Origin of the sequence: Streptomyces uncialis (genome assembly GCF_001905345.1) — a bacterium.
Lineage (GTDB): Bacteria > Actinomycetota > Actinomycetes > Streptomycetales > Streptomycetaceae > Streptomyces > Streptomyces uncialis.
The window spans coordinates 479,033-495,252 of record NZ_LFBV01000001.1 but is presented as its reverse complement, the minus strand read 5'-3'; the positions used below and the strand labels follow the sequence as shown (position 1 = coordinate 495,252).

Here is a 16,220-nt window from a genome sequence, read left to right as displayed (position 1 = left end):
GGGGCCGGTTCCGGTCCAAGGGCCCGGTCCGGTGTCCGGTGTCCGGTCAGTCGAACGGGGTCGCCGCCTCCGCGCGGTGCAGGTGGACGATCACGTCGTACCCCTCCGCCAGGCTCTGCGGCTCGCGCATGACCGACGGGACGTAGGTCGCCGGGACGAGGAACGTGGGCCGGGGGGCGGCGAGCCAGGCGGCGGTCGCCCGGTCGCCGGTCGTCCCGCGCAGGTCGATGACGAAGTCACGGTGCCGGACCCGGTCGAGCGTGTGCTCATTGCTCCCGGGGTGCGCCGCGCCCGTGTCGAAGACCTCGCGCCGGTCGCCGCCCGTCTCGGGCCGGGCGAGGAATCCGGCGCTGTGGACGGAGGTGCCGATGGCGACGTAGTCGTCACCGACAAGGTCGCGCAGGGCCGCGCCCTGGGTCACCGGGTACTGCTGGGGCCACGCCGACTGGTAGGCGAGATGGCCGTTGTGCGCGGCGGCCAGCACGCGCTCCCCGGTGTCGCGCTGCCACCACACGGTGTTCCGCGCCATCGAGTCGTCGCGGAAGCGGTGCAGTTCGGCGCCGTCCAGGGAGTACATGGTCGCCATCTGCGAGATGACGAGGGCCTCCTGGACCACCCGGGCGGGCACCCTCCCCGACTCCGACCCCGTTCCGGTCCCGGTCCCGGTGCCGGAGCCGCTGAGGAGCCGGTGCGCGGCCTGGGCGTCGGCCGCCAAGGACCGGCGCTGCGCGGGCGGGAGTCCGATGAGGGCCTTCATACGGGCGTCCCGGCCCGCCGGGAGGTCGAGCAACTGCGCGTACCGCTCGCGCAGTACGGGCAGCAGGGCGGGACGATGACGCTCGGCCCAGCCGAGAACGCGCGCGTACTGCTCGCGGCCGATGTCCCCGATGTCGTTGCCCATCACCCGCAACTGCCGGTCATGGGTGCGGTTGTACTCCCGCATCCAGCTGAACAGACGATGGAACTCCTCGGTCCGCCAGGACGTGTAATCGCTCTGGAACTCCTCGCGCATGATCGTCCGCAGATCGCCCTCACCGGTGCGCACCCAGGTGTCCAGGCGGACACCCGTCGACCAGGGCTGCTCCAGCGCGAAGGTCGTGACGGCCGCGTCACCGGGCCGGGTGGCGAGGTACCGGAACAGCCGCTCCCGGACGTCGAACACCTCCTTCGAGCCATGGGTGACCTCGCCGAACCCGATGATCTCCGCGTCCCGGGTCATCCGGGCGAGCGTGGCCAGGTCCCCGGCCGGGCGCTGGTCACCGGGGGCGGTGGCGCGCAGCGGGTGGGCGTGGCGGTTCAGCCCGGCGAGCACCGCGCGGTCCGAGCCGTACGGGTGGCTTGTGCCGCCGGTGCCCTCTGTCGCGCCTGTGCCCACTGCTGCGCCTATGCCGTCGGCGTGACCCGTGCCCGTGCCGTACGTGTGGCCGGTGTGGCCGGTGTGGGGCGGCCGGGCCTGGGCCGTGACCGTCCCCGCGCCCGCTCCCCGTTCGGCGGACACGGCCGGGGCGGCCGACACCGTCCCCAGCACCGCCGCCGCGGCCAGGGCCAGGACCAGACCGCTGCGGACCGGCCGCCGCGCGGGGGCGGCACCCGGCGCGACAGCCCCGGGCCGGACGCCGGCAGACCCGTACTCACCGGACCGGCCAGCACCGGACCCGTACTCACCGAACCGAACGGCACCGGCCCCGTCCTCACCGGACCGGTCGCCGTCGGGCCGACCGGCACCGGACCTTCCGGCACCCGACCGGCCTGCGCTCGGCCGGTCCGCGCTGCTCGTGGGGATCACTCGGGCCTCCTGGGACTGCGGCCGGGGCGCCGGGAAGTCCGGTGCTGTCGCCGTGGTCCCCACTCTCCCGGCCCCGGGCCGCCCGTCCCACCCGGCTCGCTCCCCTCTCCGGGGTGTATCCCGCTACACCCCCGCCGCCGCGCACGACCGCGAACAGCACTGCTCAGGCGGGCCGTTCAGCCGTCCGCGCGCGTCATCGTGGACGCGTAGCCGCCACCCCCGGGGTACACCCACGCGCCGTCGAGGACGTTCCCCTCGGCGTCGAACGTGCCCCGGAAGTAGGCGGGTGAGCCCTTCTCGCCGCCCCAGATGGTGAGCGTGTCGCCCGCCAGCTCGTAGACGTAATCGAAGGTGTTGCCCTGGCTGTCGTAGTACCGCGAGTGGACGTCCTCGCCGGGCTCCTCGGCGCCGAACGGCTTGAGCCGGCCGATCATCTCGACGCCGGTGACCGGCTGCCCGTACTGGGTCAGGGAGATGTCCTGGGCGAGGAAGTGGCGGCCCTCCAGCCAGCGGTAGGTGACGGTGCCCTCCGCGCCGCCAGTGACGTTCCAGGTGCCGATGAGACGCTCGTAGTCCTTCATGGGTGCCGCTCCTCCGTAGGGGCGGGACACCCGCTTCCCAGGGCCCGCCGATGTACCGACACCCCTGTGACGGGGGCCGGCGCACGGAAGGAATCGGTCCGGACGGCGTGACGCCGGTCACATGGTCAGCGGCAGTTCCAGCGCGGGCAGGATCTCCGGGCCGAACGTCGTGATCTCCGCGACGAGCCCGTCCTCGATCCGCAGCACATCGATGTTCACCGCGCGGAACACGTCGTCCCGCGGGGCCCGTACGTAGTTCACGGCGCCGGGCTGGCGGTTCACCGTGATCTCCACGGAACGCCACTCGCCCCAGCGCGCGGACCCCTCCAGAACGGGCCCCCACAGGTCGAGGATCGCCGCACGGCCCTCGTAGACCAGCGACGCGGGCGGCATCGTCTGCCGCGCGTCCGCGCGCAGCAGCGCGGTCAGCGCCGACAGATCGGCGCGCTGCGAGGCACGGACGTAGGCGCGGAGCGTCTCGCGTTCCGCCGCGCTCGGTCCGGTCGCCGGTCCCCAGTCGGCGCGGCGTTCCGGCAGCCGGGTCCGCAGGGTCGCGCGGGCCCGCTGGAGACCGCTCTTCACCGCCGCGACCGACATCTCCAGGGCCGTCGCCGTCTCCTCGGCGGGGAACCCGAGCACGTCCCGCAGGATCAGCACGGCCCGCTGGCGCGGCGGCAGATGCTGGATCGCCGCGAGGTACGCCAGCTCGATCGTCTCGCGTGCGATCGCCCCGTCGAGCAGGCTGTCCGGGTACGGCTCCAGCCACCGCACCTCGGCGATCACCGAGTCGGCCGTCACGACCTCCCGGGACCGCGCGGGACCGCCGAGGAAGTCCAGACAGACCCGGGTGGCGATCCGGTACAGCCAGGCGCGCAGCCGCTGCGGGTCGGTGAGCTGCTCCCGTTTGCGCCACGCGCGGATCAGCGTCTCCTGCACGAGGTCCTCGGCGTCGCTGTACGAGCCCACCATCCGGTAGCAGTGCACCCGCAGCTCGCCCCGGTGGCGCTCCGCCCGCGCGGCGAGGTCCGGCTGCGGGGCCGCGGCGGCCTGCGGTACGTCGGTCTCTGGCGTCATCGCCGTCGAGGGTACCCAGCCGCACCGACATCCGCCCGGCCCTCACCGGACTCCGGGACGGCACACGCCCGGTGCCCCACGCACCCGCCGGGCAGGCCCCGGAACCCGGGAACGGCCCGCGCGGGTGGCCTGTCCCCGTCCCGCCCCGGTCAGGGCCAGTCGACCAGTCCGGCGAACGCGAGGACCGGGCCCGCCACCGTGAACGGCGCGAGGACCGCGAGGACGATCCGGGTGGCGGCATGACGCCGTCGCCACGGCAGGAACCAGGACGCCAGCAGCAGCGCCGCCGGTACGAGAAGCCCGTACCGGAAGACGTCGAACGCCGTCCCGAAGCTCGGGTCGAAACGGTCGAGTTCGGCCTCCGTGCACGCGCCGCAGGCCATCTGGGAGAGTCCGGCGAAGAACAGCGAGACCAGTATCAAGGGGACCGTGACCAGCGAGGAGAGCAGTGGCGCGACCCAGGCGCGCGGGTCCGGCCCGGTGGGTGCGGGGGCTGCGTCCGGGAGCGGCGCGAGCCGGGCGCGCGGGTCCCGTTCGACGGGTTCGGCGGCGGTGTTCGGCGGCATGGGTCCAGTCAAGCCCCGGGGACGGCGCCGCCGCCTGAGCCGTCGTACTCATCTTGTCGGGGTACGGCCTCCGTGCCAGTGTGACGGCCATGGCGATCACCTTGAACGGACGGACCGTACCCCCTCCGCAGGCCGGTGAACGGGAACTGCTGGAGGCGTGGCTGGACTTCCACCGTGAGACCGTCGCGATCAAGTGCGCGGGGCTGGACGACGCGCAGCTGCGGGAGCCCTCGGCCCCGCCGTCGTCGATGACGCTGCTCGGTCTGGTCCAGCATCTCGCGGAGGTCGAACGCAACTGGTTCCAGCGGGTGTGGCCCGGCCAGGACGCGCCGCCGGTGTTCAAGGACGCCGGCCCGGACGGTTTCGCGCTGACCCCGGAACGCGGCATCGAGGAGGCCCTGAACGCGTGGCGGGCCGAGATCGCCCGGGGCCGCGAGGCGATCGCGGGGGCGTCACTCGACGACTGCGGGACGATGCCCGAGGCGGCGGCCCCGCTGCTGGGGGGCACCCGTCAGGTGTCGCTGCGCTGGATCCTCCTCCACATCATCGAGGAGTACGCACGCCACAACGGCCACGCGGACCTGCTGCGCGAACGGATCGACGGAGCCACCGGCCCGTGACCGGCCGGGCCGCCGACGGGCCCGCCCAGGCGGGCCGAACACCCGCCGGGGCGCCGCCGAGCCCCCGCTAGGGCCACGCCAACACCGCGTCGAACAGCGGATATCCCCCCGCCGCGACCAGCGGCGCGGCAACCACCAGAAGAACCCGCCGGGCCCGCAGCCGCCGAAGGGGCGGCATCACCCACGCCGTCAGCACCAGCACCCACGCCACCGCCCCGACCGCCATCGCCACGATCACCGCGACCTCAAGGCTGTCCGCGAACCGCACGGCCTCCCGCGCGTCGCACGACTCGCACGCCGTCGGCGACATCGTCACGAGCGCGAGCAGGAACAGCGTCATCGGGAACATCGCGAGGGTCCCGATCAGCGGGGCGACCCAAGCGCGGCGGTCCGGCTCGTCGGCGCGGTGGCCGGGGCCGCCCCGGACCCCGGTGGAACCGTGTGTCGGCATGCCCCCAGTGAACCGCACGGCCCCGCCCCGCACCTGAGCCCGCGTACTCACCCACCGGAACCGGACGACGCCCCGGGACCCGGACCGCCGGAGCCGGGACCATTACCCGTGCCGCCACTCCTACCGCCACCCGGACCGTCGCCGGAGCCGCTACCCGGGTCACTGGACGGCGGGTCCATACCCGAGTCCGCCCCCTCCGCGTGCAAGCGGGGCAGCGCGCGGTCCAGCCAGGCCGGGGTCCACCACGCCGCCCGCCCCAGCAGCGTCATCACCGCGGGAACGAGCAGCAGCCGCACCACGGTCGCGTCGATGAGCACGCTCACCGCGAGGCCGAGTCCCAGCATCTTCACCACGATGTTGTCGCTGATGACGAACGCCGCGAAGACGCTCACCATGATGAGCGCGGCGCAGGTGATGACCCGCGCGGTGATCTCCAGCGCGTGCGCGACGCTCTTCCCCGGGTCGCCGGTCCGCAGCCACGCCTCATGGATACGGGACAGCAGGAAGATCTCGTAGTCCATGCTCAGCCCGAAGACGATGGCGAACATCATCATCGGCACATAGCTCTCGACGGGGACCTTCCCCGAGACCCCGAGCGCCGGACCGCCCCACCCCCACTGAAACACCGCGACGACGACCCCGTACGACGCGGCGATGGACAGCACGTTCAGCACGGCTGCCTTCACCGCGACGAGCACACCCCGGAACACCACCAGGATCACGAGGAACGCGAGCCCCACGACGGCGGCGATGATCCACGGCAGCCGCTGGGAGACGATGTCGAGGAAGTCGACCTGGGCGGCGGTCGTCCCGGTGACGTAGCCCTGGGCGTCGGTCCCGGCGACGGCCTGCGGCAGCACGTCGTCCCGGAAGCGGTTGACCAGTCCGGTGGTCCGCTCGTCCTGCGGCGCGGCGACCGGGTACGCGGTGCCGAGCAGCACGTCCCCGTCGGACGTGGGCTTCAGCGGGGTGATGTACGCGGCGTCGGGCACCCCGGTCAGCGCCTTCTGCGCCTGCGAGGCGAGCGCCGCGCGGTCCGCCTGCGGTACGGACGACTGGTCGACGACGACGGTCAGCGGACCGTTCGACCCCGGCCCGAACGCGGACGACATCAGGTCGAACGCCCGCCGGTCGGTGAACGACCTGGGATCGGCGCCGTCCCCGATGTGCCCGAGCTGGATGAAGAACAGCGGGACGGACAGCACCGCGAGGACCACGACCCCCGCCGCCGCGTACCACCACGGCCGCCGCTGCACCCGCAGCGCGTAGCGGTGCCACGGCCCCGTCACCTCCTCGCCGGGCTCCGCGTCCGTCTCCGCGACCGGCGCGCGCACCCGCAGCCGGTCGACCTGGCGGCCGATCAGCCCGAGCAGCGCCGGTACGAGGGTGAGCGCGCCCAGCACCGCCGTGACGACGGTGACCGCGGCGGCCAGCCCGAGCTTCCCGATGAACGCGATGCCGGACACCCACAGGCCCGACAGGGCGATGATCACCGTGCAGCCGGAGAGCAGCACCGCGTGACCGCTGGTCGCGGCGGCGCTTCCGGCGGCGGCGACCGGGTCCCGGCCGTCCATCAGGCCCTGCCGGTGACGGGTCACCAGGAACAGCGCGTAGTCGATCCCGACACCGAGCCCGATCATCGTCGCGAGGGTGGGGGACACGGTCGCGAACGTGGACGCGGCGGCCAGCAGTCCCAGCAGGGCGAGCCCGCAGACCACGCTGATCAGCGCGGTCACCAGGGGCAGTACGGCGGCGACGACGCTGCCGAAGCCGATGAGCAGCACGACGATCGCCACGGCGAAGCCGATGACCTCGCTGAGCCGGTCGTTGGCCTCGGGCCGCGCCAGTTCACCGAGGGTCCCGCCGTACTCGACGTCCACGCCCGCGGAACGCAACGGCTTCACCGCCGTGTCGACACCGTGCAGATAGTCCTCCCCGAGGGTGGACGGCTGCACGGCGAAACGGACCGTGATGTACGCGGTGCGCTGATCGGTGGACAGGGGGCCCACGTCCGGCCGGCCCGACGGGGTCGGGGGCGCGGTGAGGGGGTTCTGCGCGGCGAGTACGTCCGGGAGCTTCTGGAGCGCGGTCACGGTCTGGCCGACCTCGCCGCTCACGGAGGTGAGGGGGTGCTGGGGGTCGTGCAGGACGATCTGCGAGCTGTAGCCGCCGGCGGCGGGGTCATGCGCCTTCAGCACGTCGACGCCGTGCTGGGACCGGGTGTCGGGCAGGGAGAAGTCGTCCGAGTAGGTGCCGCCGTAGGTGTGGTGCAGGACCTGGAGCGCGGCGAGGGCCACGAGCCAGATCGCGATCACGGGGATCGCGTGGCGTGCGCAGAACCGGCCTGCCCGGTGCAGGGTGCCGGGGCGGGTGCGGGGTGGGGTGCCGGGGGCTGCCATGTCCCGAGTCAAGCCGCGGTCGCCCCCTACGGCACCCCGGCCCACCGTGAACGGGTGACCGGGACGCCTTCGCTCGCGCTTCCCAGGTCTGTCCGGGTGGGCGCACTTGTTCCTGGGCCGTCGCTCGTCGATTTCGCGCAGTTCCCCGCGCCCCTGGGTACTCGGTGCGGGGCGTACTTCGTTGCTGTGCCGTCGTTCGTGGGTTTTGCGCAGTTCCCCGCGCCCCTTTGGGGCGCATCCGGCGGGTTCTTCGGGTCGGTGCCGGTCGGGATTCTCCGTCCTCGCTCCAACGCGCTCGGTCGGACGTCCCTCGTGTCCTGCTGAAGAGCATCGGAGTCTGCGGGCAGAGATTCCCGCCCACCCCCTCCCGTAGCAGCGCGACTGCGAGAGGAGAGGGGTGCCCCTTCAGGGGCGCGGGGAACTGCGCACCCCACGAGCGACCTGTGCGGGAACAAGTACGCCCGGCTCCGACGAGGACGCGGCCTACTGGGGTGCCGCGAAGACCTGGGTCCACCGCGGCCCCCCGTCGGACGTGTCCACCCCCAACCCCATCTGCGTGTACTCGCAGTTGAGGATGTTCGCCCGGTGCCCGGGGGAGTCCAGCCACGCCTCGACCACCGCCACGGCCGTCGGCTGCCCCATCGCTATGTTCTCGCCGACCGCCGACCACTCGTACCCCGCCGCCGTGACCCGGTCCCCCACGCCCCGCCCGTCGGGCGACGTGTGGTCGAAGTAGTCCCGCTCCGCCATGTCCCGCGAGTGCCCCTCCGCCGCCCGGTTCAGCCGGGCGTCCGTGGTGATGTCCTTGCACCCGTTCGCGTTGCGCTCCGTGTTGACCAGCGCCGCCACCTCCGTGACCGCCCCGGCGGTCCGCGACGGAGTGGCACGCGGCGCGGACTCCCGCGGCGAAGCCTCCGGCGCGGGGTCCCGGGGCGCGGGCTCCGGGTCCGCGCCCCCCGTACCGCCCCCCGTCCCCGTACCGCCGGAGCCGCCGGCAGCGCCGCTACCGCCGGCACCACCGGTACCCGTGCCGCCCGCGCCCTCCGTACCGTGCCCGTTCCCGCCCCCGCCGGACCCCGTACCGCCGGTCGGCTTCCCGGCGGTGGCGGCCGGGGGCGGCGGCTCGGGCGACGGCGCGGTGGCCGACGGCTCGCCGGGGGACGGCTTCGTGCCGGGCCGGGACGGGGTGGACGGGGCCTTCGGCGCCTTCAGGGGCTCCACGGTCGTGGCCCCGGGCACCACGCTCGCCGCGGGCCGCCCCGCCGACGCCTCGGTCGGACCGCCGAACAGCAGCGACGTCCCCAGCCCCCCGGCGCCCAGCACCGCGACGGCCGCGACCGCGCCCCAGACCCGGGCCCGCGCGGGCCCGCGCACCCGCCCGCGCCTGCCGTGCCCGCGCCGGTGCCCCGTACCCCGGCGGCGCGCGCCGCGCACCGCGTCGTGTCCCGTACCGCCGTGCGCGGTGCCCCGCTGTCCGTCCGGCGCGGTCGGCGTATCAGACTCGTCGTTCACTCGATGGTCCTCGTGGTGAGTGGCCCGGGTGTTCCGGTCCCGTGCTCCGGAGACCCGAACTCCCCATCCGTATAACAGAAACCGGGAGTGTGACGTGCCTCATAGCGGAGGCTTCCCGCGTTCGTGTTGTCCTGTGGGCCGCCGGGGGGTCTCCGAGCGGGGGCACGTACGTCCGACGGCCGGAGGAATCGATCATGCAGGCTCAGCACACGGACGACCGTGAGTGCGCCGGGTGGGTCGTCGCGGCCCAGCGGGGTGACCGCGCGGCCCGTGACCGGCTCGCCGCCGCGTATCTGCCCCTCGTGTACAACGTCGTCGGCCGCGCGCTCGACGGGCACGCCGATGTCGACGACGTGGTGCAGGAGACCATGCTCCGCGCCCTCGGAGGACTGTCCGGGCTGCGGGAGCCGGAGCGGTTCCGGTCCTGGCTGGTGGCCATCGCGATGAACCAGGTGCGCCGCCGCTGGACGGCCGCCGACCGCCGCCGCACGGCGTCCCTCCAGGAACTCGGCGAGCGCGGCCACCCGGTCTCCGCGGTCGCCGACTTCACCGAGCTGACGATCCTGCGGCTGCGGCTCTCGGGTCAGCGCCGCGAGGTCGCGGAGGCCACCCGCTGGCTCGACCCCGACGACCGGGACGTGCTGTCGCTGTGGTGGCTCGAAGCGGCCGGGGAGCTCACCCGCGGCGATCTGTCCGCGGCCCTCGGGCTGCCCCGGCGGCATGTCTCGGTGCGGGTGCAGCGGGTCAAGGCGCAGCTCGACATCGGCCGGGCGGTCGTCCGCGCCCTGGCCGCCGCCCGTCCGTGCCCCGGGCTGACCGGCCTCACGGCCACCTGGGACGGCCGTCCGGGCCCGCTGTGGCGCAAGCGGATCGCCCGGCACACCCGTGACTGCCCGGACTGCGCCGACCGCTCGGCCGACCTCCTGCCGGTGGAGGGGCTGCTGAGCGGGGTGGGGCTGGTGGTGCCGCTGTCCCCGGCCCTGCCCGTACTCCCGGACCCGGGGTTCCCCTCCGGCCCCACGGACCCCGCCACCGACGCCACCCTCCCGGGTGACCCCGCGAACACCGTCCTCCCCGGTGACCCCGGCCCGAACACCTTGCTCCCCGCCGACCCCGGTACGACCACCGCCGTCCCCCTCGACCCCGTCACCGCCACCGGTGCCACCACCGCCGTCCCCCTCGACCCGGGTGCCGTCCTCGGGGCCGCCGCTCCCGCGACGGGCTGGTCGAAGGGCGCCGCGCTGACGGTCACGGCCGCCGCCGCGGCAGCCGTGACCGTCACCCTGCTGGTGTTCCCGTGGCCCGCGCCCGAGCCCGCGCCACGGCCGGCCCCGCCGGTGGCCCCGGCACCGCCCTCCGGACCGGTGGCCGCCCCGCCCCCGGCCTCCGTGACGGTCACCCCGGACCGGAGCCCGTCCCCGACCCCGTCACCCACCCCCGCCCGTACCCCGCCGCGCACGACGGCCCCAGCGCCGGCACCCGCACCGTCCCGGACCACCGCCCGGCCCGTCGGCCTCACCCCCGAGCGGCAGCTCGTGAACGGGGCCGACGCGCTGCGCGGACGCGCCGACTGCCCGGCCCTGCGGGTCAGCGCGCGGCTGACCGCCGTGGCACGGGCGGACGCGGCGCGGATGGCCGAGCGGCGGGACATCAGCGTCGTCGACGCCGAGGGCCGTGGCATAGGGGACCGGGTGACGGCGGCGGGCTACCGGTGGTCGGCGGTGGCGGAGCTGAGCACCTACGGACCGCGCAGCGCCACCGCCGCGCTGGACGACTGGGCGCGCGGCCGGGTCCGTGACGACCTCCTCAACTGCCGTTACACGGAGGTGGGCGTGGGCCTGGTGGAGGCGCACGGCGAACGCTGGTGGACCCAGGTACTGGCCGCACCCCGCTGACCCGGGCCGCCCTCCCCACCAGGCCGGACCGGGTACTGCCGGGCCGGACCGAAACCCGGTCGGACAGAGCCGGGGTACGGCCGGGCGGGTGAATGCGGGGCGGGCAGCGGAGGGACAGTCACGGTGCGGCGCCGCCCACGCGCGGTCGTCTTGTCGTACGGATGGTCGTACAGATGAGGGAGAACCGGGACCGGGCATCCGTCCCGTGCGCGGCGGGCGGCGGTACAGGTCCGCCCTGCCTGCCGTCGCTCCCGCTCATGGCAGGAAAGGCGTACCCGCATGCGAAGTCTCCTGGCACGCGCGTGTTCCGCGCTGGCCGTCCTCACGGTGGTGACCGGCGCGACGGCTCCGGCCACCGCGTCCGCCACCCCGTCCGCCCCGGCCCCCGCGCCGGGCGCGGCACCACGTGCCCCGTTCAGCTGCGCCGGTGACATCCTGCTGTCCGCCGGGCTGGAGACGACCCAGCTCCACCGGGGCGTCGCCGTCACCGGCGGGCTCTCCTTCACCCCGATCGGTCCGCCGAGCGCCCGCTACGACGCGATCGGGCTGAACCCGGCCGACCGCTACACCTACGCGATCAGGAGCCAGGGTCCGGGCTGGAACCTGCTGCGGATCGACGACGCCGGCGCGGTCACCGACCTCGGCACCGTGGGGCTCCCCACCCCGATCCTCGGCCTCGGCGCCTACACCGCCGGCGCGTTCGACACCGCGGGCAACTTCTATGTCGCCGGGGGCTCGGACAACCTCCTCCAGCGGATCGACGTCAACACCCGGACGTTCACGACCGTCACGCTGAGCCAGAACCTCGGCGGGGTGGACGACTTCACCTACCGCGGCGGATATCTGTGGGGCGTGTCGGCCACCGGCGCCCTCACCCGGATCGACCCGGCGACCGGGGCCGTCACCGTGTACGCGGCTGTCGTCCCCCCGTCCGTCACCGGCTACGGCGGCGCCTTCACCTACGGCAACGGCGACCTCGGGTTCCTCGACAACGCCGGGCTGCTGCGCCGGGTCTCCGTCACCGACCCGCTCACACCGGTGTTCCGGCTGCTCTCCACGCAGACCACGGTCGCGGTGTCCGGCAATGTGGACGCCACCTCGTGCTTCGTCGCGGCGACCGACCTCGGGGTGGTGAAGACCGGCCCCGCGACCGTCCGTCCCGGCGGGACCGTCACCTACCGGCTGCGGGTGACCAACCACGGCCCGGGACCCTCCTCCGGCTGGACCCTGACGGACCAGATCCCGGCCGGGCTGACCGACGCCGCGACCACGACCCCCGGCTGCTCGGTCACCGGCGGGAACCTCTCCTGCGCCGGGGGCGCCCTGGCCGTGGGCGCGCACACCGACGTCACCGTCACCGGCACCGCCGGACCGGGCACCCCCACCTTCGTCAACACCGCGAATGTGCGCGGCAACGACCCCGACCCCAACCCGGCCAACGACTCCAGCACCGCCACGACCCGGGTCGCGGACCTGACGATCACCAAGAGGCAGGAGGGTCCCGCCACCGTCGACCCCGGCGCCAAGGTCACGTACACGATCACGGTGACCAACGACGGGCCCCTCGCGTACACCGCCGGGGACCCTGCCTCGATCACCGACGACCTCAGCCGTCTGCTGGACGACGCTCGTTACAACGGTGACGCCCGGGCCACCAGCGGCACCGTCCGGTACGACAACCCCGAGCTGTTCTGGTCCGGCGCGCTGGCACCGGGCGCGAGCGCCACGGTCACCTTCAGTGTCACCGTCAACGCCCGTACCTTCGGGAACCTCAAGCTCGACAACACCGTCGTCTCGGACATCCCCGGCAGCAACTGCCCCGAGGGCAGCCGTGACGCGCGCTGCACGACCCACGGCAAGGTGAAGGCCAAGGACAAGGACAAGGCCGAGAAGCCCGTCGGGGACACCCTCAAGGACACGGCCGCGCACACGGCCAAGGGCCCGCGGGACTGACCACCGGAACCGACCGCCGGGCCGGTCATCGACCGGCCCGGCCAATCGAGTTCACAGATGTTTCGCAGAAATCAGCGGACAACTGTGTTCACAGGCTTGGTGCCGTGCTTCACTGACGAGGCGCGCATCGGCCAGAGGTGCCGCAGGGACGTCCGATGCGGTGCGGTGGCGGCGACGGGGGCAGCCACTCTTTTCCCCACTGACCGCATGGTATCGGTGTACAGTCCATAAATCGCATGAAACGACCCAGTGGGGGGCCACCATGGCATTGTTCGGAAACGCGCACACGATCGACCCGGGCCAGGCCGCGCAGGACTACGGCAAGCTGCTGGGCCACGGCGAGCAGGTCCACGCGGCCTACCAGATCATGCGTGACGCGATCCTCTTCACCGACCGCCGGCTGATCCTCGTCGACAAGCAGGGCATCACCGGCAAGAAGGTCGAGTACCACTCGATCCCGTACCGCAGCATCACGCACTTCGCGGTCGAGACCGCGGGCACCTTCGACCTCGACGCCGAGCTGAAGCTCTGGGTCTCGGGCAACCCCGTGCCGATCCAGAAGACCTTCACCAAGGGCGTCGACATCTACGAGGTCCAGGGCATACTCACCCAGTTCGTGACGCGCTAGTCGGTCCCGTCACGCAGGGATCGAACGGCCGGCCGGGTCCCGTACCCGCCCGGCCGTCGTGCGTCCCGCCCCGGACGCGCCGTCCCGGACACACCGTCCTACGTTCCGGACCGGCCGTCGTACGTACCGGACCGGTCGCCGTACGCATTCGCACGTACCCTCACGCACCGGGGCCGCCCGGCCGCACTAGGCCCAACTCGTACGCGGTGATGACCGCTTGGGCCCGGTCCCGCAGACCCAGCTTCGCGAAGAGGCGGTTGATATGGGTCTTGACGGTGTGATCGGTGATCGTCAGCCGGACCGCGATCTCCGCGTTGGACAGTCCCTTGGCGATCAGGACCAGCACCTCCTCCTCCCGGGCCGTCAGCTCGTCGGTGCCCCGCGCGGGCGGCCGGGACGCCCGGCTGCTGACGAACTCCCCGATCAGCCGCTTGGTGATCTCCGGTGACAGCAGCGCCTCACCGCGCGCCACCACCCGTACCGCGTGCAGCAGTTCCGCGAAGGTCGCGTCCTTCAGCAGGAACCCGCCCGCCCCGGCGGCCAGCGCGTCGTACACGTACTCGTCCAGCCCGAACGTCGTCAGCATCAGCACCTTGGTGGTGCCGTCGGAGGCGGCGAGGATCTCGCGGGCCGCCTCGATCCCGTTCATCCGCGGCATCCGGATGTCGAGCAGCACCAGGTCGGGCCGGGTCCCGGCGGCGACCCGCACCGCCTGCTCCCCGTCCTCCGCCTCCCCGACGACCGTGATGTCGTCCTGGGTGGACAGCAGGTTCACGAACCCGGTACGCACGACCGCCTGGTCGTCGGCGACGACGGTACGGATCACCGTCCGGCGCGCGCCGTCCGCCTCCCCGTACTCCGTCCCGGCGCTCACCACGGCAGTTCCGCGACCACCACGAAGCCCCCGTCCGGCCCGGCGCCCGCGGTGAGGGAGCCCCCGACGAGCGCGGCACGCTCCCGCATCCCGGTGAGCCCGTGGCCTCCCGCGCCCGGTCCGTCCACCGCGTATCCCGGCCCGTCGTCCGTGATCCGCAGCAGGAGCCGCCGGTCGGTGCCGTAGTCGACCTCGACGAGGGTCCGTGCCCCGGACGCGTGCTTGCGGACGTTGGTCAGGGCCTCCTGCACGATCCGGTACGCGGACAGCTCCCAGCCCGCGGGCAGCACGACCCGTTCGCCGGTCACCCGCAGCACGGCGTCCTCGCCCACCGCGCGGTGCTGGTCGAGCAGTTCGGGCAGATGGCCGAGGGTGGGCTGCGGCGCGATCTGCGGCATCTCCCCGCCCGGGGTGCGCAGCACCCCGAGCAGCCGCCGCAGTTCCGTCATCGACGCCCGGGCGGTCCCGGCGATCTGCTGGAACCCGTCCCGCGCCTCGGGACTCAGCCCGGGGGTCGTGTACGTGGCGCTCTCCGCCTGGACGGCGATCATCGAGACCGAGTGCGCGACGATGTCGTGCAGTTCGCGGGCGATGGCCGTCCGCTCCTCGGCCGCCGCCTCCCGCCGCTCCATGGCGATCACCTTGGCCTGGGACAGGACCCGCTCACGCCGGGCCTCCCGCCGGGTCCGTACCGCGTCGCCCATCGACACGGCCCCGACGATCACCACGGCCAGTACGAAGGTCTCCGCGAACAGCCCGAGCGAGCCGGGTGCCCCGATCTCCGGCACCGGCAGTCCGCTGACCTCGGGCCAGGACGCGATGTGGACGACGTTCACGGCGGCGGCGCCGAGCGTCCCCGCGAGCACCAGCACCCATGGCCGCTGCACCCGGTGCCGGGCCAGGGTGTACAGCCCGACCAGCCCGCTGACGATCGTGACGAGGTACAGGCTCTGCCCGGCGGCGAACGCGGTCATCCCCGCCGCCACGGCGAGCACCGCGAGCGGCGGGAACGACCGCCGCCACACCAGGCAGACGGCCGAGACGAGCACCCCGAGGGCGATCGTCAGGGAGTCCGGCGGGTACGCCACGAACTCCAGGAACGCGAGCGCGGTGAGCAGCAGCCCGGTGACCACCGGGTAGGTGGACCCGGCCGTCCAGTCCCGCAGCCGCGCCACGAGCCCACGCGGACCTCCGGCCGACGGACCCGCACCCGCCACCCCCGGCAGCCCCGCCACCCGCCGCTTCCCCCGCCCGACGCCCCACCACGCCCCCGGGACGACGCCCCGCACACCGCCCACCGACCGCGCGACCGGTACGCCGCCCCCGGTCGAGGTGGCCCGTAGGCCGTCCGCCGACGAGGTGACCCGTACACCGTCCCGCGCTCGGGCGGACCGTGGAGGACCTTCCGGCCGGGCGGCGAACCGTACGGCGCGACCGGGCGGGACCAGCGGCGCCGCGCCCTTCGGAACGAGTTCCGTACGGCGGACCGGGCCTCCCGACACGACGGTCGTGGTCCGGTGCCCCGCCGTCGCGACCGACCGGCCTTCCGTACGGCGGGCCGGGCCGGGCTCCGGGCTCGGTGGTGCGGGAACCAAGACTCCCCTCCTGGGGTAGCTGCTGACCGGTACGCCCCCATTCTTCGTGACGCCGCCGGAGCACGCGTCACCGTACGGGTTGACCTCCCGCCCGGACGTCACACCACGGGTTGAGGTCCGGAGGCGACCCGTCGGCTGACGCCCCGCGCACCGAGGATTCCTAGCCTCGACGGAGACGAGCGGACGCCCCCGCCGCGCCCTCCCGGCCACCGGAGCGACCACCCCCCGCACCCCGCCCAACCCACGCGCCCAGCAACCCTCTTGCCTCCTCCCCACCCACGCCACG

13 protein-coding genes are annotated in these 16,220 nt (G+C 73.9%); 4 read left to right on the top strand and 9 right to left on the bottom strand.

The features are described from left to right. Positions 1-46: 46 nt before the first annotated feature. From AB852_RS02130 to AB852_RS02115, 4 genes are all read right to left on the bottom strand, one after another. Positions 47-1,786, bottom strand: coding sequence for an erythromycin esterase family protein (locus tag AB852_RS02130; protein WP_073782979.1), 1,740 nt, complete (start codon positions 1,784-1,786; stop codon positions 47-49). A 176-nt stretch (positions 1,787-1,962) separates the two neighbouring features. Then, a complete protein-coding gene (locus AB852_RS02125) occupies positions 1,963-2,367 on the bottom strand; it encodes a hypothetical protein (protein WP_073782977.1) in 405 nt (134 codons plus the stop codon). Between the two features lie 117 nt (positions 2,368-2,484). After that, positions 2,485-3,441: an RNA polymerase subunit sigma-70 gene (locus tag AB852_RS02120; RefSeq protein WP_073782975.1), complete on the bottom strand. Its 957-nt coding sequence runs from the start codon at positions 3,439-3,441 to the stop codon at positions 2,485-2,487. Positions 3,442-3,590: 149 nt separating this feature from the next. After that, complete coding sequence (locus AB852_RS02115; protein WP_245876577.1) at positions 3,591-4,007, bottom strand: hypothetical protein; 417 nt, start codon at positions 4,005-4,007, stop codon at positions 3,591-3,593. 89 nt (positions 4,008-4,096) lie between these two features. Between AB852_RS02115 and AB852_RS02110 the strand changes: the two genes are divergently transcribed. Beyond that, a complete protein-coding gene (locus tag AB852_RS02110) occupies positions 4,097-4,627 on the top strand; it encodes a DinB family protein (RefSeq protein WP_178390925.1) in 531 nt (176 codons plus the stop codon). A gap of 67 nt (positions 4,628-4,694) precedes the next feature. Here the strand turns inward: AB852_RS02110 and AB852_RS02105 are convergent, their stop codons facing one another. The 3 genes from AB852_RS02105 to AB852_RS41275 form a co-directional block, all read right to left on the bottom strand. Beyond that, positions 4,695-5,078, bottom strand: coding sequence for a hypothetical protein (locus AB852_RS02105; RefSeq protein ID WP_143201164.1), 384 nt, complete (start codon positions 5,076-5,078; stop codon positions 4,695-4,697). A 47-nt stretch (positions 5,079-5,125) separates the two neighbouring features. Then, complete coding sequence (locus AB852_RS02100; RefSeq protein ID WP_079184232.1) at positions 5,126-7,477, bottom strand: MMPL family transporter; 2,352 nt, start codon at positions 7,475-7,477, stop codon at positions 5,126-5,128. Between the two features lie 483 nt (positions 7,478-7,960). Continuing rightward, complete coding sequence (locus AB852_RS41275; RefSeq protein ID WP_073782973.1) at positions 7,961-8,989, bottom strand: CAP domain-containing protein; 1,029 nt, start codon at positions 8,987-8,989, stop codon at positions 7,961-7,963. A gap of 194 nt (positions 8,990-9,183) precedes the next feature. On the opposite strand from AB852_RS41275, the gene AB852_RS02090 reads away from it, so the two are divergent. The 3 genes from AB852_RS02090 (at position 9,184) to AB852_RS02075 (ending at position 13,465) form a co-directional block, all read left to right on the top strand. Beyond that, positions 9,184-10,884 (top strand): sigma-70 family RNA polymerase sigma factor, encoded by a 1,701-nt coding sequence (locus AB852_RS02090; protein ID WP_073782971.1) that lies wholly within the window; start codon positions 9,184-9,186, stop codon positions 10,882-10,884. Between the two features lie 279 nt (positions 10,885-11,163). After that, positions 11,164-12,837 carry a DUF11 domain-containing protein gene (locus AB852_RS40460; RefSeq protein ID WP_245876576.1) on the top strand — a complete coding sequence of 558 codons (1,674 nt, stop codon included), beginning with the start codon at positions 11,164-11,166 and terminating at the stop codon, positions 12,835-12,837. Between the two features lie 262 nt (positions 12,838-13,099). Next, positions 13,100-13,465, top strand: coding sequence for a PH domain-containing protein (locus AB852_RS02075; protein ID WP_073782969.1), 366 nt, complete (start codon positions 13,100-13,102; stop codon positions 13,463-13,465). Positions 13,466-13,625: 160 nt separating this feature from the next. Here AB852_RS02075 and AB852_RS02070 read toward each other — a convergent pair whose 3' ends face one another. Beyond that, complete coding sequence (locus AB852_RS02070) at positions 13,626-14,339, bottom strand: response regulator (protein WP_107499159.1); 714 nt, start codon at positions 14,337-14,339, stop codon at positions 13,626-13,628. After that, the gene (locus AB852_RS40455; RefSeq protein ID WP_073785263.1) at positions 14,336-15,565 is read right to left on the bottom strand and encodes a histidine kinase; all 1,230 of its coding nucleotides are present in this window, start codon (positions 15,563-15,565) and stop codon (positions 14,336-14,338) included. The genes AB852_RS02070 and AB852_RS40455 overlap by 4 nt, the downstream gene beginning before the upstream one ends. Positions 15,566-16,220 lie beyond the last annotated feature (655 nt).

What these genes read in the sequence shown, in the direction of transcription:
- AB852_RS02120 (WP_073782975.1), bottom strand. Translation starts at nt 3,441, where the DNA reads ATGACGCCAGAGACCGACGTACCGCAGGCCGCCGCGGCCCCGCAGCCG.
- AB852_RS02100 (WP_079184232.1), bottom strand. Translation starts at nt 7,477, where the DNA reads ATGGCAGCCCCCGGCACCCCACCCCGCACCCGCCCCGGCACCCTGCAC.
- AB852_RS02075 (WP_073782969.1), top strand. Translation starts at nt 13,100, where the DNA reads ATGGCATTGTTCGGAAACGCGCACACGATCGACCCGGGCCAGGCCGCG.
- AB852_RS02125 (WP_073782977.1), bottom strand. Translation starts at nt 2,367, where the DNA reads ATGAAGGACTACGAGCGTCTCATCGGCACCTGGAACGTCACTGGCGGC.
- AB852_RS02105 (WP_143201164.1), bottom strand. Translation starts at nt 5,078, where the DNA reads ATGCCGACACACGGTTCCACCGGGGTCCGGGGCGGCCCCGGCCACCGC.
- AB852_RS40460 (WP_245876576.1), top strand. Translation starts at nt 11,164, where the DNA reads ATGCGAAGTCTCCTGGCACGCGCGTGTTCCGCGCTGGCCGTCCTCACG.
- AB852_RS02115 (WP_245876577.1), bottom strand. Translation starts at nt 4,007, where the DNA reads ATGCCGCCGAACACCGCCGCCGAACCCGTCGAACGGGACCCGCGCGCC.
- AB852_RS02110 (WP_178390925.1), top strand. Translation starts at nt 4,097, where the DNA reads ATGGCGATCACCTTGAACGGACGGACCGTACCCCCTCCGCAGGCCGGT.
- AB852_RS02090 (WP_073782971.1), top strand. Translation starts at nt 9,184, where the DNA reads ATGCAGGCTCAGCACACGGACGACCGTGAGTGCGCCGGGTGGGTCGTC.